25 protein-coding genes are annotated in these 22,523 nt (G+C 67.4%); 17 read left to right on the forward strand and 8 right to left on the reverse strand.

The window, feature by feature from the left end:
* Both J1C47_RS05865 and J1C47_RS05870 read right to left on the reverse strand, forming a co-directional pair.
* A partial coding sequence (locus tag J1C47_RS05865) for a HAMP domain-containing protein (protein WP_207349812.1) occupies positions 1-895 on the reverse strand: 895 nt, incomplete at its 3' end.
* A 539-nt stretch (positions 896-1,434) separates the two neighbouring features.
* Complete coding sequence (locus tag J1C47_RS05870; RefSeq protein ID WP_207349813.1) at positions 1,435-5,316, reverse strand: hydantoinase B/oxoprolinase family protein; 3,882 nt, start codon at positions 5,314-5,316, stop codon at positions 1,435-1,437.
* A gap of 121 nt (positions 5,317-5,437) precedes the next feature.
* Between J1C47_RS05870 and J1C47_RS05875 the strand changes: the two genes are divergently transcribed.
* The 7 genes from J1C47_RS05875 (at position 5,438) to J1C47_RS05905 (ending at position 10,784) form a co-directional block, all read left to right on the forward strand.
* Positions 5,438-6,409: a TRAP transporter substrate-binding protein gene (locus J1C47_RS05875; RefSeq protein WP_207349814.1), complete on the forward strand. Its 972-nt coding sequence runs from the start codon at positions 5,438-5,440 to the stop codon at positions 6,407-6,409.
* A gap of 364 nt (positions 6,410-6,773) precedes the next feature.
* Positions 6,774-7,310: a TRAP transporter small permease gene (locus J1C47_RS05880; protein WP_207349815.1), complete on the forward strand. Its 537-nt coding sequence runs from the start codon at positions 6,774-6,776 to the stop codon at positions 7,308-7,310.
* Entirely contained in the window at positions 7,310-8,617 is a 1,308-nt protein-coding gene (locus tag J1C47_RS05885; protein WP_207349816.1) for a TRAP transporter large permease, read from the forward strand. The genes J1C47_RS05880 and J1C47_RS05885 overlap by 1 nt, the downstream gene beginning before the upstream one ends.
* A 2-nt stretch (positions 8,618-8,619) precedes the next feature.
* Positions 8,620-9,147 carry a winged helix DNA-binding protein gene (locus J1C47_RS05890; RefSeq protein ID WP_207349817.1) on the forward strand — a complete coding sequence of 176 codons (528 nt, stop codon included), beginning with the start codon at positions 8,620-8,622 and terminating at the stop codon, positions 9,145-9,147.
* 72 nt (positions 9,148-9,219) lie between these two features.
* A complete protein-coding gene (locus tag J1C47_RS05895) occupies positions 9,220-9,519 on the forward strand; it encodes a type II toxin-antitoxin system TacA family antitoxin (protein ID WP_207349818.1) in 300 nt (99 codons plus the stop codon).
* A gap of 5 nt (positions 9,520-9,524) precedes the next feature.
* Complete coding sequence (locus J1C47_RS05900; RefSeq protein WP_207349819.1) at positions 9,525-10,058, forward strand: GNAT family N-acetyltransferase; 534 nt, start codon at positions 9,525-9,527, stop codon at positions 10,056-10,058.
* 39 nt (positions 10,059-10,097) lie between these two features.
* Positions 10,098-10,784 (forward strand): SOS response-associated peptidase, encoded by a 687-nt coding sequence (locus J1C47_RS05905; protein WP_207349820.1) that lies wholly within the window; start codon positions 10,098-10,100, stop codon positions 10,782-10,784.
* 68 nt (positions 10,785-10,852) lie between these two features.
* Here J1C47_RS05905 and J1C47_RS05910 read toward each other — a convergent pair whose 3' ends face one another.
* Both J1C47_RS05910 and J1C47_RS05915 read right to left on the reverse strand, forming a co-directional pair.
* Entirely contained in the window at positions 10,853-11,242 is a 390-nt protein-coding gene (locus tag J1C47_RS05910; RefSeq protein WP_207349821.1) for a type II toxin-antitoxin system VapC family toxin, read from the reverse strand.
* Positions 11,242-11,499 (reverse strand): type II toxin-antitoxin system VapB family antitoxin, encoded by a 258-nt coding sequence (locus J1C47_RS05915; RefSeq protein WP_207349822.1) that lies wholly within the window; start codon positions 11,497-11,499, stop codon positions 11,242-11,244. The genes J1C47_RS05910 and J1C47_RS05915 overlap by 1 nt, the downstream gene beginning before the upstream one ends.
* 305 nt (positions 11,500-11,804) lie before the next feature.
* Here J1C47_RS05915 and J1C47_RS05920 point away from each other — a divergent pair, with 305 nt between their 5' ends.
* Both J1C47_RS05920 and J1C47_RS05925 read left to right on the forward strand, forming a co-directional pair.
* The gene (locus tag J1C47_RS05920; RefSeq protein WP_207349823.1) at positions 11,805-12,419 is read left to right on the forward strand and encodes a glutathione S-transferase family protein; all 615 of its coding nucleotides are present in this window, start codon (positions 11,805-11,807) and stop codon (positions 12,417-12,419) included.
* 146 nt (positions 12,420-12,565) lie between these two features.
* The gene (locus J1C47_RS05925) at positions 12,566-13,180 is read left to right on the forward strand and encodes a pyridoxamine 5'-phosphate oxidase family protein (RefSeq protein ID WP_207349824.1); all 615 of its coding nucleotides are present in this window, start codon (positions 12,566-12,568) and stop codon (positions 13,178-13,180) included.
* A 46-nt stretch (positions 13,181-13,226) separates the two neighbouring features.
* Here the strand turns inward: J1C47_RS05925 and J1C47_RS05930 are convergent, their stop codons facing one another.
* Positions 13,227-13,595, reverse strand: coding sequence for a gamma-butyrobetaine hydroxylase family protein (locus J1C47_RS05930; protein WP_207349825.1), 369 nt, complete (start codon positions 13,593-13,595; stop codon positions 13,227-13,229).
* Between the two features lie 222 nt (positions 13,596-13,817).
* On the opposite strand from J1C47_RS05930, the gene moaA reads away from it, so the two are divergent.
* Complete coding sequence (moaA, locus tag J1C47_RS05935; protein ID WP_207350042.1) at positions 13,818-14,807, forward strand: GTP 3',8-cyclase MoaA; 990 nt, start codon at positions 13,818-13,820, stop codon at positions 14,805-14,807.
* A 2-nt stretch (positions 14,808-14,809) separates the two neighbouring features.
* Complete coding sequence (locus J1C47_RS05940) at positions 14,810-15,292, forward strand: hypothetical protein (protein ID WP_207349826.1); 483 nt, start codon at positions 14,810-14,812, stop codon at positions 15,290-15,292.
* Between the two features lie 57 nt (positions 15,293-15,349).
* On the opposite strand, the gene J1C47_RS05945 is transcribed toward J1C47_RS05940, so the two are convergent.
* Positions 15,350-15,907 carry a hypothetical protein gene (locus J1C47_RS05945; RefSeq protein ID WP_207349827.1) on the reverse strand — a complete coding sequence of 186 codons (558 nt, stop codon included), beginning with the start codon at positions 15,905-15,907 and terminating at the stop codon, positions 15,350-15,352.
* A 50-nt stretch (positions 15,908-15,957) separates the two neighbouring features.
* Positions 15,958-16,515 (reverse strand): hypothetical protein, encoded by a 558-nt coding sequence (locus J1C47_RS05950; RefSeq protein WP_207349828.1) that lies wholly within the window; start codon positions 16,513-16,515, stop codon positions 15,958-15,960.
* A gap of 804 nt (positions 16,516-17,319) precedes the next feature.
* Here J1C47_RS05950 and mobA point away from each other — a divergent pair.
* On the forward strand, positions 17,320-17,928 hold the full coding sequence (mobA, locus tag J1C47_RS05955) for an NTP transferase domain-containing protein (protein WP_207349829.1): 609 nt from the start codon (positions 17,320-17,322) through the stop codon (positions 17,926-17,928).
* A gap of 170 nt (positions 17,929-18,098) precedes the next feature.
* The gene (locus J1C47_RS05960; RefSeq protein WP_207349830.1) at positions 18,099-18,911 is read left to right on the forward strand and encodes an ABC transporter substrate-binding protein; all 813 of its coding nucleotides are present in this window, start codon (positions 18,099-18,101) and stop codon (positions 18,909-18,911) included.
* 147 nt (positions 18,912-19,058) lie between these two features.
* On the opposite strand, the gene J1C47_RS05965 is transcribed toward J1C47_RS05960, so the two are convergent.
* Positions 19,059-20,021, reverse strand: a complete 963-nt coding sequence (locus tag J1C47_RS05965) for an MBL fold metallo-hydrolase (RefSeq protein ID WP_207349831.1) — start codon at positions 20,019-20,021, stop codon at positions 19,059-19,061.
* A 119-nt stretch (positions 20,022-20,140) separates the two neighbouring features.
* On the opposite strand from J1C47_RS05965, the gene J1C47_RS05970 reads away from it, so the two are divergent.
* The 4 genes from J1C47_RS05970 (at position 20,141) to J1C47_RS05985 (ending at position 22,498) form a co-directional block, all read left to right on the forward strand.
* Entirely contained in the window at positions 20,141-20,851 is a 711-nt protein-coding gene (locus J1C47_RS05970) for an ABC transporter permease (protein WP_207349832.1), read from the forward strand.
* Positions 20,848-21,660: an ABC transporter permease gene (locus J1C47_RS05975; RefSeq protein WP_207349833.1), complete on the forward strand. Its 813-nt coding sequence runs from the start codon at positions 20,848-20,850 to the stop codon at positions 21,658-21,660. The genes J1C47_RS05970 and J1C47_RS05975 overlap by 4 nt, the downstream gene beginning before the upstream one ends.
* Positions 21,661-21,857: 197 nt before the next feature.
* Positions 21,858-22,178 carry a type II toxin-antitoxin system RelE/ParE family toxin gene (locus J1C47_RS05980; RefSeq protein WP_207349834.1) on the forward strand — a complete coding sequence of 107 codons (321 nt, stop codon included), beginning with the start codon at positions 21,858-21,860 and terminating at the stop codon, positions 22,176-22,178.
* A complete protein-coding gene (locus J1C47_RS05985; protein WP_207349835.1) occupies positions 22,175-22,498 on the forward strand; it encodes a helix-turn-helix domain-containing protein in 324 nt (107 codons plus the stop codon). The genes J1C47_RS05980 and J1C47_RS05985 overlap by 4 nt, the downstream gene beginning before the upstream one ends.
* Positions 22,499-22,523 lie beyond the last annotated feature (25 nt).

Consider the following 22,523-nt stretch of genomic DNA (forward strand, 5'->3'; position numbering starts at 1 on the left):
GGCCCATGAAGGCCCTGAGGTCTTCCGCCTTGGCATGTTCGAGATCGGCCTGGCGCTGCTTGGCGTCGGCCTCGGAAACCCGGGCCGCCGCGGCCGCCTTCTCCAGCGCGTCGCGCTCGATCGCCTGATCCTTGAACACCTGTACGGCGGTGGCCATCTCGCCGAGCTCGTCGCGCCGGCCGATCGCCGGAACCGCGATGTCCTTTTCGCCCGCCGCCAGCCGGCGCATCGCGGCCGTCATCGCGTGGATCGGGCGCGAGATGGACCGGCTCATCAGGAAGGTGAAGAGGCCGACGAGGGTCACGGCGAGAAGCGTCGTTCCGAGCTGCAGGTAGAACGACGCCCCGACATTCGCCTCCGTGGCCGCAAGTGTCTGCGCGAGTTCCTCATGGGCTTTCGCCTCGAGATCGGCGAGGACGCCCGTGACGCGGTCGCCGGCATCGTCGATCGCATCGTCGATGGCGGAAAAGGCGCTGATGTCGGCACGCCGCTCGATCAGCTGGACCAGCCTGATCACGATCGCCTCGTTCATCGCCGCGACGTCGGCGCCGAGGGTCTTGGCCTGCGCCGCCATGCCGAGCTTTGCGGCAAGGCTTTCGGCAGCCTCGAGATGCGTCGTCAGATAGTCGGCATTGCGCTTGATGAGCGCCATGCGCTCGTCGTTGATGCGCCCCTCGTTCCGGTCGATGATCGAGTCCATCGCCGCCAGGACGAGCTCGATATTGGCGAGCCGCATGCTGCCGGCGATGCTGAGATCGCTGCGGACGTCCTCCGCTTCCCGCATGCTGGCTTCGACGGACTTGCCGGAAAAGAAGGAGATGGCGCCGACCACCGCGAAGGCGGCGATGGTCAGCACCAGCGTCGCGCGGAGCTTTCCGGCAACAGTCAGGCTCAAGGGAGATCTCGCGGCACTGCTCATCTGTCGTCTCGCTTCGCGGAAAAGGGCGTTGAATTTCTGAATTGGCGGGCCGCCGGTGCTTCGCCGGAAAGGGCCGGCCTTCAGGTTTCACCAAAACCCGAACGGCTGGTCTTGCCTGGCGTTGACCGGCCTCCAGTAAGAAAGCATTAGGTGAAAATCGTAAAAAAAGCCCGATCATCCGGTAAGTCTGGCTGACGATACCAGTGCTTTACATGGACGATCGTTCCGACTTGAGGATTCGATCAAGTCGAATTGCAGCCATGGACGATGTCGTTTCAAAAAATACGCCGCCGGCGATCCGCGGGTGATCCGCGGGCGGTTTCGCCCGGACCCGACGCCGGCGAGGACGGGCGCGCGCCGAGCTCAGCCGTGGGGGGTCGGACAGGGCCGGGAGAAGATTCCTCGGCAAACCCGTCGAACCGACCCCCTCGGACCGCCTGCCTTGGGACCGCCCCCTTGGGACCGATCCCGTCAGACCGGCGGACGGGGCCGCTGCCGCAACCCCCCGCCGGCCCTCACGACGGTCTCCCGTAGCCGCCCGGCGTCGGCGTCGTGACGATCACCGCCTCGCCGGCCTGAAGCACCGTCTGGTCGCAGCCGGCCAGTTCCTCCAGCGATCCGTCGAGCCGGCGCACCTCGGTGCGGCCCGTCTCGCCGGACGCGCCGCCCGCAATGCCCCGCGGCGGCTGGGTGCGGTGGGAGGAGAGTATGGCGCAGTCCATCGCCTGCAGGAAGCGGATCGTCCGCTTGGTGCCGTCGCCGCCGCGCCTTTCGCCGTCGCCGCCCGAGCCCTTCCGGATGTGGAAGTCCTCAAGCACCACCGGATAGCGCATTTCGAGGATCTCCGGATCGGTGAGCCGCGAATTGGTCATGTGGACATGGACGCCGGCGGTGCCGGCGAAGCTGCGCCCGTCGTTCATCCGGCCGGCCGGCGAGCCGGAGCAGATCGTCTCGTAATACTGGTAGCGATCGTCGCCGAAGGTCAGGTTGTTCATCGTCCCTTCCGAGTTCGACAGCGCCTCGAAGGCGCCGAACAGGGCATTGGTGACGTGCTGCGAGGTCTCGACGTTGCCGGCGACGACGGCGGCGGGATATTCCGGCTTCAGCATCGAGCCCTCCGGCACGACGATCCTGACCGGCCTGAGGCAGCCGGCATTCATCGGGATCGGCTTTTCGACCATCACCCGGAAGACGTAGAGCACCGCCGCGCGCGTCACCGGCTCGGGGGCGTTGAAGTTGTTTCCGATCGATTCCGAGGTTCCGGTGAAGTCGACCGTCGCCTCGCGCTTCTCTCTGTCGATCGCCACGCTGACCCGGATCATCTGGCCGGAATCGGTCGGATATTCGTAGGAACAGTCGGAAAGCGTCGAAATCAGCGCGCGCACCGCTTCGGCCGCATTGTCCTGGACGAAATCCATATAGGCCTCGACGGTGTCGAGGCCGAAGCTCTCGACCATGCGCCGCAGCTCGGCGACGCCCTTCTCGTTGGCGGCGATCTGCGCCTTCAGGTCGGCGACGTTCTGGTCCGGATTGCGGGCGGGATAGGGATGCTCGGTGAGCACCCGGCGCAGGTCGTCCTCCTGGAACGCGCCTTCCGCGACCAGCTTCAGATTGTCGATGAGGACGCCCTCCTCGTCGACCTTCGTCGCCCGCGGCGTCATCGAGCCCGGGGCGATGCCGCCGACGTCTGCATGATGGCCGCGGGATGCGACGTAGAAGAGGATGCGGGGCTCGCCGCCTGCCGCTGGTGACGGCTTCCCCTCGCCCTTCGAGGCTCGCTCCGCTCGCACCCCAGGATGAGGGGAAACCTCGTCGCCGCGCTGCACTTCCTGAGAGGCACTGCGGTTGACCGATCCCTCATCCTGAGGTGCTCGGTCGCCTCTGGGCGACCGAGCCTCGAAGGGCGAGGGATCGGCGGCACCCTCTTCGAACACCGGCGTCACCACCGTGATATCCGGCAGATGCGTCCCGCCATTGTATGGCGCATTCAGCGCGAAGACGTCGCCGGGGCGGATCCTGCCCTCGTTCTGGGCGATGATCGCCTCGACCGAGCGGTCCATCGAGCCGAGATGCACCGGCATGTGCGGGGCGTTGGCGACGAGCGCGCCCTTCGCGTCGAAGACCGCGCAGGAAAAGTCGAGCCGCTCCTTGATGTTGACCGAGGAGGCGGTGTTCTGCAGCGTCACGCCCATCTGCTCGGCGATCGACATGAAGAGGTTGTTGAAGACTTCGAGCAGCACCGGATCGGCGCCCTGCCCTTCCTTGCCGCCGGAGGTTCCGAGCGCGGCGAGGCGCGGCTTCTTCTCGACGCGCCGCAGCAGGACGTCGTTGTCCGCCGTCACCTCCGCCGACCAGCCGGGCTCGACGACGATCGTCTGGTTCGGCTCGACGATCAGGGCGGGCCCCCTGGCGCTCGCGCCGGGACCGAAGGCTTCGCGCCGGAAAATCTTCGCCGCGCGGCTCTCGCCGCCGGTGAAGAAGCGGCCGGTCTCGGCGGCTTCCGGGTCGAAGGGTGCCGCCTCGCCGGTGGCGCCGGCGGCGGTCTCCTTCGGCTTTTCGGCGGTTTCGACCGACACCGTCTCGACGGTGATCGCGCGTCCCGGATAGGTGAAGCCGAACTGCGCCCTGTGCGCCGCCTCGAAGCCTTTCCGGGCATCGGTGAGAGAGCCGGCATAGGTCACCGGCAGGGTCGTGTCGGTGCCGTCGTAGCGAAGCTGCAGCAGAACCTCGGTCGCGTGGTCGCCGGCCGAAACGCCCTGTGCCTCGACCTCGGCGACGGTCTCTTCCCGGAGCCGTCCGGCCAGCGCCTCGATCTCGGGCTTCGCCTCTTCCGCCAGATCGGCGACCAGCGCCTGCGACCGGCTGGAAAACAGCGAGGAGAGGCCGATGCCGTAGGCCGAGAGGAGGCCCGACATCGGATGGACGAGGACGCTTTCCATCGACAGGGCGTCGGCGACGAGGCAGGCGTGCTGGCCGCCGGCGCCGCCGAAGGAGTTGAGGAGATATTTCGAGACGTCGTAGCCGCGCTGTACCGAGATCTTCTTGACGGCATTGGCCATGTTCTCGACCGCAATCGTCAGGAAGCCCTCGGCGATGTCTTCCGGCGACCGCCCGTCGCCGAGCCTTTCCGCGAGTTCGGCGAACTTTTTTCGCACGATGGCGACGTCGAGCGGCCGGTCCTGGTCCGGGCCGAAGACGGCGGGGAACAGCTCCGGCTTCAGCTTGCCGAGCATCACGTTGGCGTCGGTGACGGTCAAAGGGCCGCCGCGGCCGTAGGCGGCGGGGCCGGGATTGGCGCCGGCGGACGCCGGGCCGACCTGGAAGCGGCCCTGGTCGACGGAAAGGATCGAGCCGCCGCCGGCGGCGACCGTGTGGATCCTCAGCATCGGCGCGCGGATCCTGACCCCTGCCACCTCCGAATCCAGCGCCCGCTCGTAGGCGCCGGCATAGTGGGTGACGTCGGTGGAGGTGCCGCCCATGTCGAAGCCGATGACCTTGTCGAAGCCCGCCGCCTTCGCCGTCTCGGCCATGCCGACGACGCCGCCGGCGGGGCCGGAGAGGATCGCATCCTTGCCCTGGAACATCTCGGCCGCCGTCAGCCCGCCGGACGACATCATGAACTGCAGCGAGGGCGCCGCGTCGTCGGAGGTCTCGGCGCCCAGTGCCGCCGCCACCTTGTCGACGTAGCGCCTGAGGATCGGCGTGAGATAGGCGTCGACCACCGTCGTGTCGCCGCGCCCGACCAGCTTGACCAGCGGCGAGACCTCGTGGCTGACCGAGATCTGCGCAAAGCCCGCAGCTTCTGCGAGGGATTTCGCCCGGGCCTCGTGCGCCGGAAAGTGCCAGGAATGCATGAAGACGATGGCGACGGCGTCGAAGCCGTCGGCCTTCGCCGCTTCCAGCGCCGCCCTGGTCGCCGCCTCGTCGAGACCTGTCTCCACCGTGCCGTCGGCGAGCACCCGCTCCGGCACTTCCGCCACCCGCTCGTAGAGCTGTTCGGGGAGCAGGATCTCCTTGGCGAAGATGTCCGGCCGCGCCTGATAGGCGATCTTCAGCGCATCGCGGAAGCCGCGGGTGATGAGGAGCAGCGTCCGGTCGCCCTTGCGCTCCAAGAGCGCGTTGGTCGCGACCGTGGTTCCCATCCGCACCGTGCCGATCCGGCCGGACGGGATCGCACCCCCGCTCGCGACGCCGAGCGTCTGGCGGATGCCTTCCAGCGCCGCGTCGTCGTAGGCGCCGGGGTTCTCGGACAGGAGCTTGCGCGCATGCAGCGCGCCGTCCGGCGCCTTGCCGATGATGTCGGTGAAGGTGCCGCCGCGGTCGACGAAGAAGTCCCACCGGCCTGCCGCCGTTTCGGGCCCCGATGCTGCGGATTTCGTCTCGTTGCCTGCCTGCATGATGGGCATCCTGCTGGGTAATTGACCAATCGTCGGTAATTTACCGGCAGATTATCAACGTATTTGACGCGAGGCAAATTCCATGGAAGTCTCTTCTCACCGAACGACAAGGGAGCCCGACATGAAGCATCTGCCCACCCTCCTCCTCGCCGCCGGCGCGATCGCCCTGCCCGGCATGGCCGCTGCGCAGACCGCCTGGGACATGCCGACTCCCTATCCGGAGGGGAATTTTCACGAAAAGAACATCGCGCAGTTCGTCGAGGAGGTGAACCAGGCGGCCGGCGACGCGGTCAAGATCACCGTCCACAACAACCAGTCGCTGATCAAGCATCCCGACATCAAGAACTCGGTGCGCGACGGCATCGTGCCGATCGGCGAACTGCTGGTCTCGCGGCTGTCGAACGAGGATCCGATCTTCGGCGTCGATTCCGTGCCGTTCCTCGCGACGAGCTACGAGGAGGCGAAGAAGCTCTACGACGCGCAGAAGCCCTTCATGGAAAAGGCGCTGCAAAAGCAGGGGCTGAAGCTCTTGTTCTCCGTGCCCTGGCCGCCGCAGGGCCTCTACACCAAGACCGACGTGACCAAGATGGGCGACCTCGAGGGCAAGAGCTTCCGCGCCTACAACAAGTCGACGGAAGAGCTCGCCAAAGAGGCCGGCATGATCCCGACCCAGATCGAGGCCTCCGACATTCCGACGGCGTTCTCGACCGGCCGCGTCGAGGCGATGATGACCTCGCCGTCGACCGGCGTCGATTCCAAGGCCTGGGACTTTCTGTCGAACTACTACACGCTGAACGCCTGGCTGCCGCGCAACATGGTGATCGTCAACGAGCAGGCCTTCGAGGGCCTGCCGAAGGAAGCGCAGGACGCCGTCGAGAAGGCCGCCGCCGAGGCCGAGACGAGAGGCTGGCAGGCTTCCGAGGAAGAGACCAAACGCACGACGGATCTCTTGAAGCAGAACGGCATCAAGGTCGAGGAGCCCTCCGACGATCTGAAGCAGGGCTTCAAGAAGATCGGCGAGACGCTGACCGAGGCGTGGAAGAACGAAGCCGGCGACGACGGCGCCAAGCTGCTCGAGGCCTATAAGAAGTAGGCTGCGCCGAGCTTCGACGCATCGTGCACCGCCTTCCGGTGCCTTGAGCATTCGGCAAGTGGGCGGATGGGGGGCGCCAGAACACCCCCCTCTGTCCTGCCGGACATCTCCCCCACAAGGGGGGAGATCGATCTTGCCGGAGCGCTTTCGCCCTTCCGCTGACGTCGGGATTCGCACATCCGCTGCGGATTGAGACAGCATCTGCTGAGGAGGCCGGGGCGGCGAAGCTGCCGATCTCCCCCCTTGTGGGGGAGATGCCGGCAGGCAGAGGGGGGTGCGACACAGCACGGCGCTTCTCTCCTGGCTGAGAGGCAGGAGGCGCCTGCGGCCTGCTCGACCAACCGACCAACCCCACCGAGGCCCCATGCGACGCGCGCTCGACACCCTCTATCTTGCGGCCGGATGGCTGGCGGCGCTCTGTCTCGTCGCGATCCTCCTCCTCGTCGCGGTGCAGGTGGGGGCGCGGCTCGTCGACTGGGGTCTCGTCTCGCTCGGCCTCAAGGCCACCGGCTTTTCCGTGCCGGGCCTTGCCGAGATCGGCGGCTTCCTGCTCGGCGGCTCCACCTTCCTCGCCCTGGCCGACACGCTGGCGAAGAACGTCCACATCCGCGTCGACCTCCTGACGACGCGGCTTCCCGCCAGGGCGCGGCAGATCCTCGACGGCCTCGTCGCCCTCCTCGGCGCGGCGCTTTCGGCCTTCGCCGCCTATGCGCTCGCGGCGCTGGCGATGAAGAGCTTTTCCTATGGCGACGTCTCCTACGGCCTCGTCGCGACCCCCCTCGTCATCCCGCAGGGCGCTCTCGCCCTCGGCCTCCTCGTCTTCACCATCGCGCTTCTCGACGAGGCGGTGCTCGCCTTCGGCGGCCGGGATCGCATCGCCGGCGGCGGAGAGGGCATCTGATGGACATGTTCACCCTTTCGGTGCTGCTCGTCGCGGTCCTCTTCGGCGCCCTCGCCCTCGGCCTCTGGGTGGCGCTCGCCCTGACGCTGACGGCGCTCGCCGCGCTGCTCGCCCGCCCCTCGCTTCCCGACGCGCAGATCCTCGCCACCTCCTTCTGGTCGGCCTCGACCTCCTGGGACCTCACGGCGCTGCCGATGTTCATCTGGATGGGCGAGATCCTCTTCCGCTCGCGCCTGTCGGACGATCTCTTCGCCGGCCTCGCGCCGCTGATGCGCCGGCTGCCCGGCCGGCTCGTCCACGTCAACATCGTCGGCTGCGCGATCTTCGCGGCAATCTCCGGCTCCTCCGCCGCGACCACCCAGACGATCGGCAAGATCTCGCTCCCCGAACTGAAGAAGCGCGGCTACGACGAGACAATCGCCATCGGCTCGCTGGCCGGCTCCGGCACGCTCGGCCTCCTGATCCCGCCCTCGATCATCCTCATCGTCTACGGCGCCGCGGTGGAACAGTCGATCTCGCGCCTGTTCATCGCCGGCGTCCTGCCGGGCATCGTGCTGGCGCTCTTGTTCATGGGCTATGTCGCCCTCGCCGCGACGCTGAAACCGTCGCTGATGCCCCAGAACGCCGACGTCCTCGCCAGAGAGAGCAAGCTCAAGGCGGCGATGCGCATCGCCCCGGCGGTCCTTCTCATCCTCGGCGTCATCGGGTCGATCTATGGCGGCATCGCCTCGCCGACCGAGGCGGCGGTCATCGGCGTCGTCATCGCGCTCGCCATCGCCAGAGCCCAGGGGGGCCTCTCCTTCGCCGCGTTCAAGGACGGGCTGATGGCGGCGACGCGGGTATCCGCGATGATCACCGTCATCCTCGCCGGCGCCGCCCTCGTCACGACGGCGATGGGCTTCACCGGCCTGCCGCGGGAACTCGCCTCGTGGATCGGCTCGCTCGGGCTGTCGCCCTACGCCCTCCTCTTCGCGCTCACCCTGTTCTTCATGGTGCTCGGCTGCTTCCTCGACGGCATCTCGATGGTGGTGCTGACCACCTCGGTGATCATGCCGCTGGTCAATCAGGCCGGCTTCGACCTCGTCTGGTTCGGCATCTATCTCGTCATCGTCGTCGAGATGGCGCAGATCACCCCGCCGGTCGGCTTCAACCTCTTCGTCATCCAGGGCCTCACCGGCCAGGACATCTTCCGGATCGCCAAAGCGACGGCGCCGTTCTTCGGCCTGCTCGCGCTCATGGTGGTGCTGCTCGCCCTCTTTCCCGATCTCGCGCTGTTTCTGCCGCGCACGATGTTTGCCGGAGGCTGAGGATGGCGGAGAAACACGGTGCCCGGCCGATCGGTCCGATCGTCTCCTCGGCCCACCTCGCCGACGGCGCGGCGCCGGCGCTGTCGGAGGTCGAGTTCGGTCTGATCCTCTCCTCCCACGCCTTCGAGCGCTGGATGGTCCGCTGCATGACGGCGGCGGGGGAAGGCGGGCTGACGGCGACGGAGATCCTCGTCCTTCACACCGTCACCCATCGCGGCAAGCCGAAGCGGCTCTCCGACATCTGCCTCGTCCTCGGCATCGAGGACACCCATCTCGTCACCTATGCGATCAAGAAGCTGGAAGCCAAGGGCCTCGTTGCGCGGGAAAAGGCCGGCAACGAGCGGCTCGTCCAGGTCACGGAGGCCGGGCAGGGCGCCTGCGACCGCTACCGCGAGCTGCGCGAGAGGATCCTCGTCGAGGGGATCGCCGAGCTCGGACTGCCGAAGGAGCGGCTGTCGGAGATCGCCCATCTCCTGCGCCTCCTCTCCGGCCATTACGACCAGGCGGCGCGCACGGCGGCGAGTTTATAGCGTCCGGACCCGAAGCGTCTGTATTGTATCTTGCAATACAACTTGCTATGTATCGTCCGTGAGGAGCACGCCATGGCCAGTCTGAAAGACCGCCGCGAACATCCCATTTCCATGCGTTTGCCCGCCGGAGACGTCGATCTGATCGATCGCGCAGCGGCATTGCGTGGTCGCTCGCGCACGGACTTCGTTCGCGAGGCCGCCGTACGCGCCGCCGAAGACATTCTCATGGAAGCCCGCCTGATCCGCATGAGCGAGGATAGCTTTGCGGACTTCGTGGCGGCATTGTCCGCGCCTGCCCAGTTCGTACCCGAGATCGCCGAGGTGCTCGCCAGACCCGCCCCGTGGGAAGCGAATGACGATCCAGAGAACTGACGAGCATGGTATCATCGCCCGAACCGCTCGACGATGGACACGACGTATCAAGCTTCAGTTGCGGCAAGCCGGCGCTGGATCACTGGCTGAAATTTCGCGCCCTATCCAACATGAGGAGAGGCTTCACAGCAGTCATCGTCGCCCATGAAGAAAAGCGCGTCGTCGGCTTCTACGGGCTATCGCCCTCGGCCGTGGCGCCGGACATCCTGCCACGAGCCATCCGCACAGGCCAGCCACCGGATCCTGTGCCCTGTCTTCTCCTCGGGCAGCTCGCGACCGACGAAGCCTTTGCCGGTCGAGGGATCGGAACAGGTCTTCTCAGGCACGCGCTGTTGCGGGCTATATCCGCATCCCAGCTCATCGGTGGTCGCGCCCTGATGGTCCGGGCCGTGGACGATCCGGCGGCTGCGTTCTGGCGGCGGCGCGGCTTCGTGCCGAGCAGACGCGACCCTTTCATCCTCTTCCGTCCGATGGCCGATATAGTCGATACGAGTTCGAAGACGGCAATGGGCCAGCCCGTCCCGCCATACCGACCTTGAAGATCGAGTTCGGCGATCGATCTGCCGGAGAGCCTTTCCATGTGCAACCTCTATTCCGTCACCAAGGGCCAGCAGGCGATCCGCGAGTTCGCCCGCGCGACCCTCGATCGGACCGGCAACCTGCCGCCGCTGCCGGGCATCTTTCCCGACTACGCTGCGCCGGTGGTGCGCAATGCCGCAACCGGCCGCGAGCTGACGATGATGCGCTGGGGCATGCCCTCCCCGGCCTTCGTCCTGAAGGACCGCAAGGCCGATCCCGGCGTCACCAACATCCGCAACGTCAAGAGCCCTCACTGGCGCCGCTGGCTCGGACCCGAGCACCGCTGCGTCGTCCCCTTCACCAGCTTTTCCGAATACGAGGACCGGGCGGGCAAGAAGGTGCCGGTCTGGTTCGCCTTGTCCGCAGAGCGCCCGCTCGCCGTCTTCGCCGGCATCTGGACCGAGTGGACGAGCGTCAGGAAGGTCAAGGAAGGCGAGGTGACGGCCGATCTCTTCGGCTTCCTCACCTCCGAGCCCAATGCCGAGGTCGGCCGCGTCCATCCGAAGGCGATGCCGGTGATCCTGACCGAGCCGGCGGAGATCGACCTCTGGCTCTCGGCCCCCTGGAGCGAGGCCGCCGCGCTGCAGCGCCCGCTCCCCGACGGCGCGCTCCAGGTCGTCGCGGAGGGTGCCCGCGAGGACGGCGGCGAGAGCGAGCCGCCGCCGGTCCAGCCGCGGCTGCTGTAGTGTCTCGAAGCATCGCCCGGTGGCAGGCCTGGCTGCGCCGCACGGCGCGTCGCGCGAAATGGGGCGCTCTACGCTGCCGGCGTGACGTCGGTCAGCGAAAAATCGCCGCCCTTGAACAGCAGGCTTTCGCCTGTGGTCCTGGCGAGGGCGTAGGAGAAGCAGTCGCCGAAATTCAGCCCCGCCGGGTGCCGTCCCTTTCCGAAGCGCCGAAATGCATCGACGGCGGCCCTGACCTGATCGTTTTCCAGGGGGACGACGACGATGTCCGCCCTCTCGCAAAAAACATCGAGTATCGCGAGACCCGGCTCGCCCCGCCGAGCGAGCGCGACGATCGACGCTTCGACCATGGTGGCGGCGGAGATGAGACGCACGGCATCCCGCCCGATCGCACCACGAAGAGCCGGGCTTTCGGCTTCGTTTTCGAGAATGGCAATCAGCGCCGAGCTGTCGATCACCATCAGCGCGGCAGACCGTCGTCGTCATAGCCGACGATCTCGTCCGGGGCGCGCGGATCGTTGACGGGCAACGCGGCGTAGCGCTGGACCAGTTCTTCGAGGTCGTCGGCGAGACTGCTCCGTTTTCCGCGCTTCACTCTTTCGCGGGCAAGACGCTCGGCGAGGGCGGTCCGCACCGCCTCAGTCAGCGTCTCGCCGGTCAGAGCGGCGACCTGGCGTGCCAAGCTGTCGGTCTCCGGATCCTTCAGGCTGAGCGCCATGATCCCCGTCCATTCTAGTGGTCCAATTCCGACATTTGGTACCGCTTTGTCGAGACCGCGCAGCAAATGTCGGGATCGAAAGACCACTAGCCAAGATTATGATCCTAGTGGATTTTCGAATTTGACATTTGATACGACGCCTCACCCGATCGGGGCTCAAATGTCAAATTCAATCCACTAGAAAGCTCGTTCAATTCTATAACGCCCGCAGCCCCGACGTCCAATGCTCGCCCGTCGCAATCCCGACACGATCGCCGGCGCATAACTGTGGCGGTATTCACTCTTTGTTCTCGAAAGGCGACGTTATGCAGGGACGTTTCAAGCTGTATTTCCATCCCCAGAGCCGCGCCGCCGTGGTGCGCTGGATGCTCGAAGAGGTGGGCGCCGACTACGAGCTCGTGCCGGTCGACTTCGAGAAGGGCGAGAACCGCTCGCCGGAGTTCCTGGCGCTCAACCCGATGGGCAAGCTGCCGACGCTGGTCCTTCCGGACGGCACCGTGATGACCGAGGTCGCGGCGATCCTCGCCCATCTCGCGGACTGTTTTCCCGAGGCCGGCCTCGCCCCGGCGATCGCGACGCCGGAGCGCGCGACCTATTACCGCTGGCTGTTCTTCGCCCCCTCCTGCCTCGAGCCCGCCGCCGTCGACGCGATGATGCGCAAGGACAGCGCGCCGCTGCCGAAGCGCGCGCTCGGCTGGGGCAGCTACGACGACGTGATCGACACGCTCGAAGGCCGGCTCGCGGCGGCGCCCTACGTCACCGGGACGCGCTTCACCGCCGCCGATCTCGGGCTCGGCGCGACGCTGTGGTGGCTCTCGATGTTCGGCGCGCCGCGGCTTCAGGAAAGCGCGGCGATCAAGGGCTTCGTCGAGCGCGTCACCGGGCGCGAGGCGTTCTTGCGCCACCGCCAGCCGGCCTGACGGTCCCCGCCCGACGTGAGCCGGCGAGGCCGGGCCCTGCGGCCCGGCCCATTGCCATCGTGACGCATCGCGCGTTGACAGCGCCCGAAAGCCGGTCTTCAAGGGCGCCGAGCCAGCCTGTGGCAAGACGCGAGGGGAGCCCGCCGATGAGCGACACCGTCATCCGGTCCGTCGAACAGCTCGAAAGCCTCTATGGCGAGGTGCCGGCCGCAGCGTGGATCAAGGAGATCGACCGTCTCAACGACCACTACCGCGCGCTGATCGCGGCCTCGCCCTTCGTGCTCGTCGCGAGCGTCGGCCCCGAGGGGCTCGACTGCTCGCCGCGCGGCGATCCGGCGGGTTTCGTCGAGGCCGAAGACGAGCGGACGCTGCTCTTGCCCGACCGGCCGGGCAACAACCGCGTCGACACGCTGTCCAACATCGTCCGCGACCCGCGGGTGGCGCTGCTCTTCCTCATTCCCGGGGTCGGCGAGACGCTGCGCGTCAACGGCACCGCCGAGATCGACGTCGATCCGGCGCTCTGCGCGCGGTTCGCCGTCAACGGCAAGCCGGCGCGCAGCGTCGTGCGCATCCGGATCGACAGCGTCTACTTCCAGTGCCAGAAGGCGCTCGTCCGCTCCGCCCTGTGGGATCCGGCGCGCCGGGTGGAGCGCCGCTCGCTGCCCTCGGCCGGCGACATGATCGGCGCGCTGCTCGAAAATTTCGACGCCGCGCAATACGACGCCGACTATCCCGAGCGCATGAAGCGCACGATCTATTGATCGGCCCCGCCCGCCAGCCGGACCGGCGTCCCGGCGGGGCGCCGGGTCAGCCGGGTTCGCGCCGCAGCCCCTTGGCCTTCAACTCGTCGAGATAGCCCTGCCAGCGGGCGTCCTTCTCGCGGCCGAGTTCGGAAAGGTAGCTCCACGAGAAGAGCCCGGTGTCGTGGCCGTCGGAAAAAACGATCCTGACGGCGTAATGGCCGATCGGCTGGAGGTCGGCGATTGCGACGTCGCGCTTGCCGGACACCGTCTTGCGATCGGCCTCGGAATGGCCCCGCACCTCGGCCGAGGGCGAGAGGACGCGCAGCATCTCGGCGGAAAACGCGTCGCGCGCCCCGTCCGGCCAGGTCACGCCGAGGCTGCGGCGGTCCTTCGACACCCTGAGTTCGCGCGGCGCTTCGACGGAACTGTTCATCGCGTAAGACCTCCGGGCGCCGGCAGGCCGGCCGTTGCGCCGCTTTTGCAATGGCTTGATCGAGACGGGTGGCTTGACCCGTTCCCCGCGCAATTCCACATTCGTGGCGGAAAGTGCAAGCAGAAGGACAGTTTCTTGAACGAGACGATTGCCCGCGACATCGCAGACCGCCCCGGCGCATCGAGCCTTGCGGCCGGCGGCCGGACGGCGCCGCTCGGCGAGATGATCGATCCGTTCGGCCGCGCGATCAGCTATCTCAGGATCTCGGTGACGGACCGCTGCGACTTCCGCTGCGTCTACTGCATGGCAGAGAACATGACCTTCCTGCCGAAGCGCGACCTGCTGACGCTGGAGGAGCTCGACCGGCTGGCCACCACCTTCGTCGACAAAGGCGTGCGCAAGCTGCGCCTGACCGGCGGCGAACCGCTGGTCCGCCGCAACATCATGCATCTCGTCCGCTCCCTGTCGCGGCACCTTCAAACCGGCGCGCTCGACGATCTGACCATCACCACCAACGGCTCGCAGCTCGAGCGCTTCGCCGCCGAACTTGCCGATTGCGGCGTGAAGCGCATCAACGTCTCGCTCGACACGCTCGACGCGGACAAGTTCAAGGCGATCACCCGCTGGGGCGACTTTTCCAAGGTGATGGCGGGAATCCGGGCGGCCCAGGCCGCCGGCATCAGGATCAAGCTCAACGCCGTCGCGCTGAAGGGCTTCAACGATGCGGAAATTCCCGCGATGCTGGAATGGGCGCATGGCGAGGGCATGGATCTCACCTTGATCGAGACGATGCCGCTCGGCGAGATCGAGGGCGACCGTACCGATCAGTATCTGCCGCTCTCGGCGGTGCGGGCGAAGCTTGCCGAACGCTTCACCCTCACCGACATCCCCTATAAGACCGGTGGGCCGGCCCGCTATGTCGAGGTCGTCGAGACCGGCGGCCGGCTCGGCTTCATCACCCCGCTCACCCACAATTTCTGCGAAAGCTGCAACCGCGTCCGCCTCACCTGCACCGGCACGCTCTACATGTGCCTCGGCCAGGAGGACGCGGCCGACCTCAGGGGGCCGCTCAGAGCCTCCGAAGGCAACGAGCTCCTGTCAAACGCCATCGATGCGGCGATCGGCCGGAAACCGAAGGGACATGACTTCATTATCGATCGTGAGACGCGAAAACCCGCCGTCTCGCGACATATGAGCGTGACCGGAGGATAGACATGTCGAAATCGCGGTATCTGTCGCTGGCAGTGGCAACCGGCCTTGCCGGAGTGGCCGCCTGCGCGCCTGCCCTCGCGGGCCAGGTGACCTACCAGAACGAACGCTACGGGACGAAGGCGAGCTTTCCGTCCGAGGCGTTTCCGGAAAAGCTGCCCGCCCCGGTCGAGGGCGACGGTCTCGCCTGGGCCTCGCCCGAGGGCGCCCAGATCTTCATCTATGCCCGCGAGAACCGCGGCGGCGAGACGCCGAAATCGATCATCCGCGAACGCGGCCGCATGGACGAGGTGACCTACGACGCCTCCGGCAACCGCTGGGCGGTGGTGTCCGGCTATCATCGCGGCCAGATCTTCTACGAGCGCTACATCTTCCGCGGCGACCTGATCCATTCGGTGGCGATCCGCTATCCGAAGGACGAGCGGGCGACTTACGACAAGCTGGTCGGTCCGGTGACGATGACGCTGAAGGGACCTTCCGGCGGCTGAGCGGCACCCGCATCACGGCTTGCCCGAGATGCCTGAGGGCGAAGGGACGGCCGGCCGTCAGGAGGCAAGCGCCCGATAGGCCTGGAGCGCGGTGGCAAGGCCCGCCTGCGCGTCCGAAAACACCGTCTCCCCGCCGGCTGGCGGCACCTTTCGGTCCGCAACGGCGGGCGCCGCGAGCGACGGCCCGGCCGCCGCCAGTGCGGCGGGGATGCGGCCGATCTCGGCGACGAGCTTGCGGCGCCGCCATTCCTCCTGCTTTTCGATCGCCGCCTGGCGGATGTCGCGGACGGGGGATGCGTCCTCCGTCGAGACGACCGTCGGTGCCGCGGGCGCGGTCTCAATCGTCGTCGACAGGAGGCTCTCTCCGGCTGCGACCGCCTGCGGCGTCGCCGCTTCGTCCGATCCGCCGAGATGAAACCTCACGATGGCTCCGATGACCCGGTCGCCGGCTTTCGCGACCGCGACGGGAGCGACCGTCGGCGTGGGCGCCGGGCTTGCGGCGGGCGGCGCTGCGGGTGCCTCGGGCGCCGTCCCGGCGTTGCCGAGACGCTGCCTGACGATCTGCAGGATCGCCCGGGTGAGAAGCTTGAAGAGCCCCAGCACGTCGACGTTCATGCAATCCTCCTCTTTCGCCGGATTCAGCCGCAGGCCCGAAGGTGCAAGGCTCAGTCGGGCGGCCACGACCGCAAGGGTCGCACGACGATGCCGTCGCTGCCGGATTTAAGCGGCGGATCGTCCCCCTCGGCCGGCCGCTCGGCCCGCGCCAGGGCCTCGATCAGGTCGCGGATTTCCTTCCAGTCCCGCTCGCCGGCCGGCGCGGGCGGTAGTGCCTCTTCCGCGGGGGGGAGATCTCCCGGCGCGCCGGAGAGCGAGGCCCGCAGGGCCGCGGAGAGCGGCGCCGCGTCTTCGGCCGGCTCGGCGGAGGACGACGGCCGCCGCCGCCGGCGGGTCTCCTCTGCCGCCATCAGGGCGTCGAGCGCCCGGCTGACGCCGGAGACGGCGAGCGTGCTGCCGCCGGTGACCGGCGGGGCGTCGGCGCGCTGCCCGGAAGGTTCGGCTGCGTGGTCGCTGGCCTTGTCGCCTGCCGACCCGCCGGTCTGCGAGGCGGCGCGGCGGCGACGGCGCTCGCGCCGCAGCCGCTCGATGTCCTCCTCGATGCGGCCCAGGCCGGGATCCGAATAGCCGCCGAGAAGGGCGGTGACTGCCGAGAAGCTGAAGCCCATCTGCCCTTCTCCAGAGACGATCTGACAAGACAGTGGGAAGGATCGACTGCGATTTCCTTGCGTCCGGTGCGGCGATTTTAACGATCCGTCACCTGCGGCGAGATTCTCGCGATCTTGTTACCGAGGTCTTCTTGGCGAACGCTCGGGCAGCTGCCTCCCGTGGGCGCGTCCGCCCTCTCCCCTCATCCTGCGGTGCGAGCGCAGCGAGCCTCCAAGGTCGAGGGCGCTCATGCGGCAATGACGCTTCGTCCGTCGGCTTGGTGGAAGCTGCGAACGCAGACGGCGGGGTGCCCGGGCGAATGCCGGATCGTCAGCCCCGCAGGACGGGTTCGGCAGCGAAATCACGGAGCGCTGAGGCGTCCGCCCTGTCCCCTCATCCTGAGGTGCGAGCGGAGCGAGCCTCGAAGGGCGAGGGGACAGCCGCGGTGACATCCCCGCGGCTCTCAGAAAGCGTGCCGAGCGCCCCTCGCCCTTCGAGGCTCCCCCGCCCTTCGAGCGGGCTCGCACCTCAGGATGAGGGCGCTCGTGCGGCGATGACACTTCGTCCTTCGGCTACGTGGAAGCTGTGAACGCAGACGGTGGGGTCCCCCGGGCGAATGCCGGATCTTTCCGGCCACCGGGCGCACACTTGCCCGCGGGCGCGGCGGCGACATCTCTTTTGCAGGGAAGGCCGCGCGGCGCGTCGCCGCGAGGCTCGGAGTATGGCGAGACGATCGTCGGTATGATGGCGTCGCATCGAGCGTGGAAAGAGGCGAGAAACCGGGAGCGCTGCCGCCGGAGGGCCGCCGCGTGAGGCCCGCCGGCGTGATTCTTGCCGGAGGGCGCGGCAGCCGCATGGGGGGCGCGGTTCCCAAGCCCCTGGTGGAACTTGCCGGCCGTCCGCTGATCGCCTACGTCATCGACAGGCTGTCGGCGCAGGCCGGGCCGCTGATCCTCGCGGCACCGCGCGGCGTCGGCTTCGAGCGGTTCGGGCTCGACCTCGCTCCGGACCGCCGGCCGGACCTTCCCGGCCCCCTCGCCGGCATCGAGGCCGGCCTGGAGGCGGCGGCTCATCGCCTCCCCGCCGGCCCGGCATATCTTCTGGTCACCCCCGGCGACACGCCGTTCCTGCCGGCCGATCTCGCCGCACGGCTTGCCGCCCCGGCGGCGCAGACCCCGGTGATCGTGCGGTTCTCGGGCGTCCGGCAGCCGGCGGTCGGGCTCTGGCCCGTCGCCGTCCTTCCGGCTCTGACCGCCTGGCTCGACGACGGGCGGCCGCTGGCGATCCGCGCCTTTCTCGACACGATCGGCCATCAGGAGGTGGCGATCCCCGCCTCGCCCTCGGCTCCCGGCGGCGATCCCTTCTTCAACGTCAACTCGCCCGGCGAACTCGCGCTCGCCGAACGGTTTCTCGATGCCGCGGGGGGGAGATGAGCCGCCCCCGGGCCGTTCTCCCGCGACGGCGGAAACGGCGAATAAGGAAGAGTTGCGCTCGCCGTTCGAAAAGTGGCAGCATGCCTTCCTACCGTGCATGCCCAAGCAAGCGGCAGCAGCAACGGCCGTGCCCGCACGGCGAATGATTCGTTCCGACACATGAGGTATCCATGCGCCTTTCCACCACCCTCGCCCTCGCCGCCGCGCTCTCGGCGCTGCTGGCGGGCTCCGCCACCGCGCAGGAGAGCGACGCCGACAAGGACTGGTCGAAGGTCAGGATCGGCACCGAGGGCGCCTATCCTCCCTTCAACTTCCTCGACGCTTCGGGCGAGCTCAAGGGCTTCGACGTCGACATCGCCAAGGCGCTCTGCGAGCACATGAAGGTCGAATGCACCTTCGTCACCCAGGACTGGGACGGGATGATCCCGGCGCTACAGAACGGCAATTTCGACGCCATCGTCGCCTCCATGTCGATCACGCCGGAGCGCGAGGAACAGATCGACTTCACCAACAAGTACTACAACACGCCGCCGGCGATCGCCGTGCCGAAGGACTCCGAGGTCACCGAGGCGACGGACGAGGCGCTGTCGGGCAAGGCGATCGGCGCGCAGGTGTCGACCACCCACGCCCGGGCGGCCGCGGCGCTGTTTCCCGATGCCGACATCCGCCAGTATCCGACCGCCGAGGAATACAAGCTCGACATCGAGAACGGCCGTCTCGACGCGGTGATGGACGACGTCGTCGTCCTCGACGAATGGATCAAGAGCGACGAGGGCAAGTGCTGCAAGATCCTCGGCACGCTCCCCGCGGACCCGAAGATCTACGGCAAGGGCGTCGGCGTCGGCCTCAGGAAGGGCTCCGACAAGCTCAAGAAGATGTTCGACGACGCCATCGCCGAGATCCGCAAGGACGGCACCTACGAAAAGATCCAGTCGAAATATTTCGACTTCGACGTCTATGGCGCCGATCCGGACGCCAAGTGAGGCGCCGGGATGTGCCCGGCGGGCGACCGCCTCCCCGCTCGACGACATGAAATGATGAAGGAGGCCGCCGGCGTGATCGCCGGCGGCCGCTTTCGTTCGCAATTGGCAACGCGGCCGACCCGGGTCGAAACGTCGAGGTCAGGCTTGTCACTCGATGACGTAGTCCCAGTCCGCCGGAACGAATTCGTAGGAGCCGGCGTCGGCGGCGGCACGGACATGGCCGACGCTCGGAAAGGCGATGTGCATGCCGGCGATGCGCGTGCGGGCTTCGGCGACGTCCTTCAGCAGCGCCTTGCGGGTGGCGATCGCCTTCTGAGGATCGGTGTCGAAGGCGATTCCCACCCCCGGCCGCGGAAACTGGATCGGCGCGACATGGACGATGTCGCCCCAGACCAGCAGCCCGGCCTCGCCTTCGCCGATCATGTAGCCGGTGTGACCCGGCGTATGCCCGAAGAGCTCGCGGGCGGTGATTCCCGGCACGACCTCGCCGTCGCCGGCGAACGTCTTCACCTTGTCGCCGGCGGCCTGCATCGCCCCCGCCGCGATGTCGAAGAAACCCTTGGCGGCATCGGGCGCCGCAGCGCGGTTCGCCGCCGAGGTCCAGTAGTCGTATTCCGCGGCGTTGACGTGCACCGCCGCGTTCGGGAAGGTCGGCTTCCCGCCGATCGCCAGCCCGCCGACATGGTCGGGATGAAGGTGGGTCAGGAGAACGTCGGTGACGTCCTCGGGCTTCAGCCCCGCCGCCTCCAGCCGTTCCTCCAGCTTGCCGAGATCGGGAAAGGCGCCGGCGCCGCCGGTGTCGATCAGCACCGTGCGGTCCGGCATGTGGACGATATAGGCGTTGACCCCGGTGGTGACCGGCGGGGCGCCGCGGAAGGCGGCCGCAAGCAGCGCCTTCGCCTCGCCGGGCTCGATGTTCGAGAGCAGCGACAGGTCGATGGCGAGATGCCCGTCGGAAAAGGCGGAGACGACGCTGTCGCCGACGGCAAAGCGCTGCACCGGCAGGACCTGGCCCTTCGGCCGCGTCGACGCCGCGAGGGCGGGGCGAAGATGCAGCGCGAGCGGCGCGGCAAGGCTCGCGGCGATGAAACTGCGTCTGGTGAAGGTCATTTCGCGGCACTCCTCTTCCGTGTTCCGCAAGGTTTCCGGCACGCGCCACAGTCGGTCCGCGGGCGCCGCTTGTCTCGTCAATTCTTTTCGATGTCGCGGAGGTCCTAAGGGCGGCCCAGATGAACGACACCCTCACCCTTCTCGGCTTCGGTGACACCGGCTGGGGCGACGATCTCGCCCGCGGCGTCCTCGTCACCGTCTCCCTGTCGCTGGCGACGCTGCCCATCGGCCTCGTCCTCGGCTTCGTCCTGTCGCTCGCCAAGCAGTCGGAGGACCGACTGCTCAGGCTGTCGGCGGATATCTTCACGACGATCTTCCGTGGGCTGCCCGAGCTTCTGACGCTGTTCCTCGTCTATTTCGGCGTCAACGCCGGGCTGAAGTCCCTCGGCCAGGCGACGGGCCTGCCGGAGATCGCGCTGTCGAGCTTCGTCTCCGGCATGGTGGCGCTCGGCGTCGTCTTCTCGGCCTTCGCCTCGGAGGTGTTCCTCTCGGCCTTTCGCGCCATTCCGCACGGCCAGCGCGAGGGCGGCCTCGCCCTCGGTCTCGGGCGGCTTCGGGTGATGCTTCTCGTCATCCTGCCGCAGCTGATCAAGATCGCCCTGCCGGGCCTTGCCAATCTCTGGATGAACCTCTTGAAGGACACCGCCCTCGTCTCGGTCATCGGCCTTGCCGACATCCTGCGCCAGGCCGGGATCGCGGCGCGGGTCTCGCGCGAGCCGTTCCTGTTCTTCGGAACCGCGATCGTCCTCTATCTCGTCCTGACGATCGTCTCCTCCGTCGGCATCGGCGGCATCGATCGCTGGACCAAGCGCGGGGAGATGGCGAAATGAGCGCAGAAACCTCCGCCTTGGCGGTGCCGGCGCCGCCGCGCCAGAAGCCGAAGCTTGCGGGCATCGTCGCGATCGGCATCTGGATCGCCGTCGCCGCCGCCTTCGTCGTCTATTTCGTGAACGCCTTCGACGTCACGCTGATCCAGCGCTTCGGCATGAAGTACCTGTCGGGGCTCTGGGTGACGATCTCGCTGGTCGCCGTCTCCTTCGTCTGCGGCGCCATCGTCTCGCTGCCCGTCGCCCTGGGGCGGATGGCCGCCAATCCGCTCGCCCGGGGCGCCGCCTTCGCCTTCGTCTACTTCTTCCGCGGCACGCCGCTGATCGCCCAGATCTTCCTGGTCTATTACGGCTTCGGCGAGTTTCACGGCTTCTTCGAGACGATCGGCCTGTGGTGGTTCTTCCGCGAGGCCTGGTATTGCGGCCTGTTCTCGCTTGCGCTCAACACCGCGGCCTATCAGGCGGAGATCCTGCGCGGAGCGATCGAGAGCGTCCCGAAGGGCCAGTGGGAGGGCGGGCGATCGCTCGGGCTGCCGCGCGAGGTGATCTTCTTCAAGATCGTGATGCCGCAGGCGATGATCGTGGCGCTGCGCCCCTATGCCAACGAAATCATCCTGATGATCAAGGCTTCCGCCATCGTCGCGATCATCACCGTCTACGATCTCTTCGGCGAGACGCGGCAGGCCTATTCGCGGACCTACGACTTCCAGACCTATGTCTGGGCGGCGCTGCTCTACCTCGCCCTCGTCGAGGCGCTGCGCCACGCGACGAACTGGGCGGAGCGGCGGCTGACGGTGCATCTGCAACGGTAGTGGATTGAATTTGAGATTCGAGTCTCCGTCGGGTGAGGCGTCCTATCACATGTCAGATCCGAAAAAGCCAATGAGATCATTACTTTGAAACGTGGTCTTTCGATTCCGGCATGTGCTGCGCAGTCCCCACAAGACGGCGCCAAAATGTCGGAATCGGACCATCAGGCGTTTGTGCCCATCTCAGATTTGAGATATGAATGAGCTGGAAGGTCGAATTCACGCAGGATGCCGCGGCCGAATTCGAGATGCTGCCGGAAGATCTCCGCGGTAAGTTCATTTTCATCGGTCGCCGCCTCGAACGCGAGTCTCCGATGCACGTCGGACTGCCGCATGTCAGACCGCTGGGAAACAAGCTCTGGGAAATGCGCCTTCAAGGTCGGGACGGGATTGCGCGGGCCGTCTATTTCCTCGCCTCCGGCCAGCGCGTCCTCGTCCTGCGGATCTTCGTCAAGAAGAGCCAGAAGACCCCGCGCTCGGAGATCGATCTCGCGCTGAAACGAATGAAGGATGCGACATGAGCCCCCCCGACACCATCTCCCTCGACGAACTGGCGGCCAAGCACCTCGCCGACCCGGAGGTGAAGGCCGCCTATGACGCGATGGCCAACGAATTTGGCGTGGCAAAGGCATTGATCGCTGCCAGAAGCGCGGCGAAGTTGTCGCAGAAGGACGTCGCCGAGCGGATGCGGACCTCGCAGTCGGCGATCGCCCGGATGGAGAGCGGCCGGCAGTCCGTCTCCACGGGCTCGATCCAGAAATACGCCACCGCCGTCGGCCGCCCGATCACCATCGAGATCAGGCCGCTGCCCTCGGTGGCGCAGGCGCGCGCTGCATCGTGACGTCGCGGCCGGCAGCGGGTCGCCT

The sequence above is a fragment of the Jiella sonneratiae genome (assembly GCF_017353515.1).
Taxonomy (GTDB): Bacteria; Pseudomonadota; Alphaproteobacteria; order Rhizobiales; family Rhizobiaceae; genus Jiella; species Jiella sonneratiae.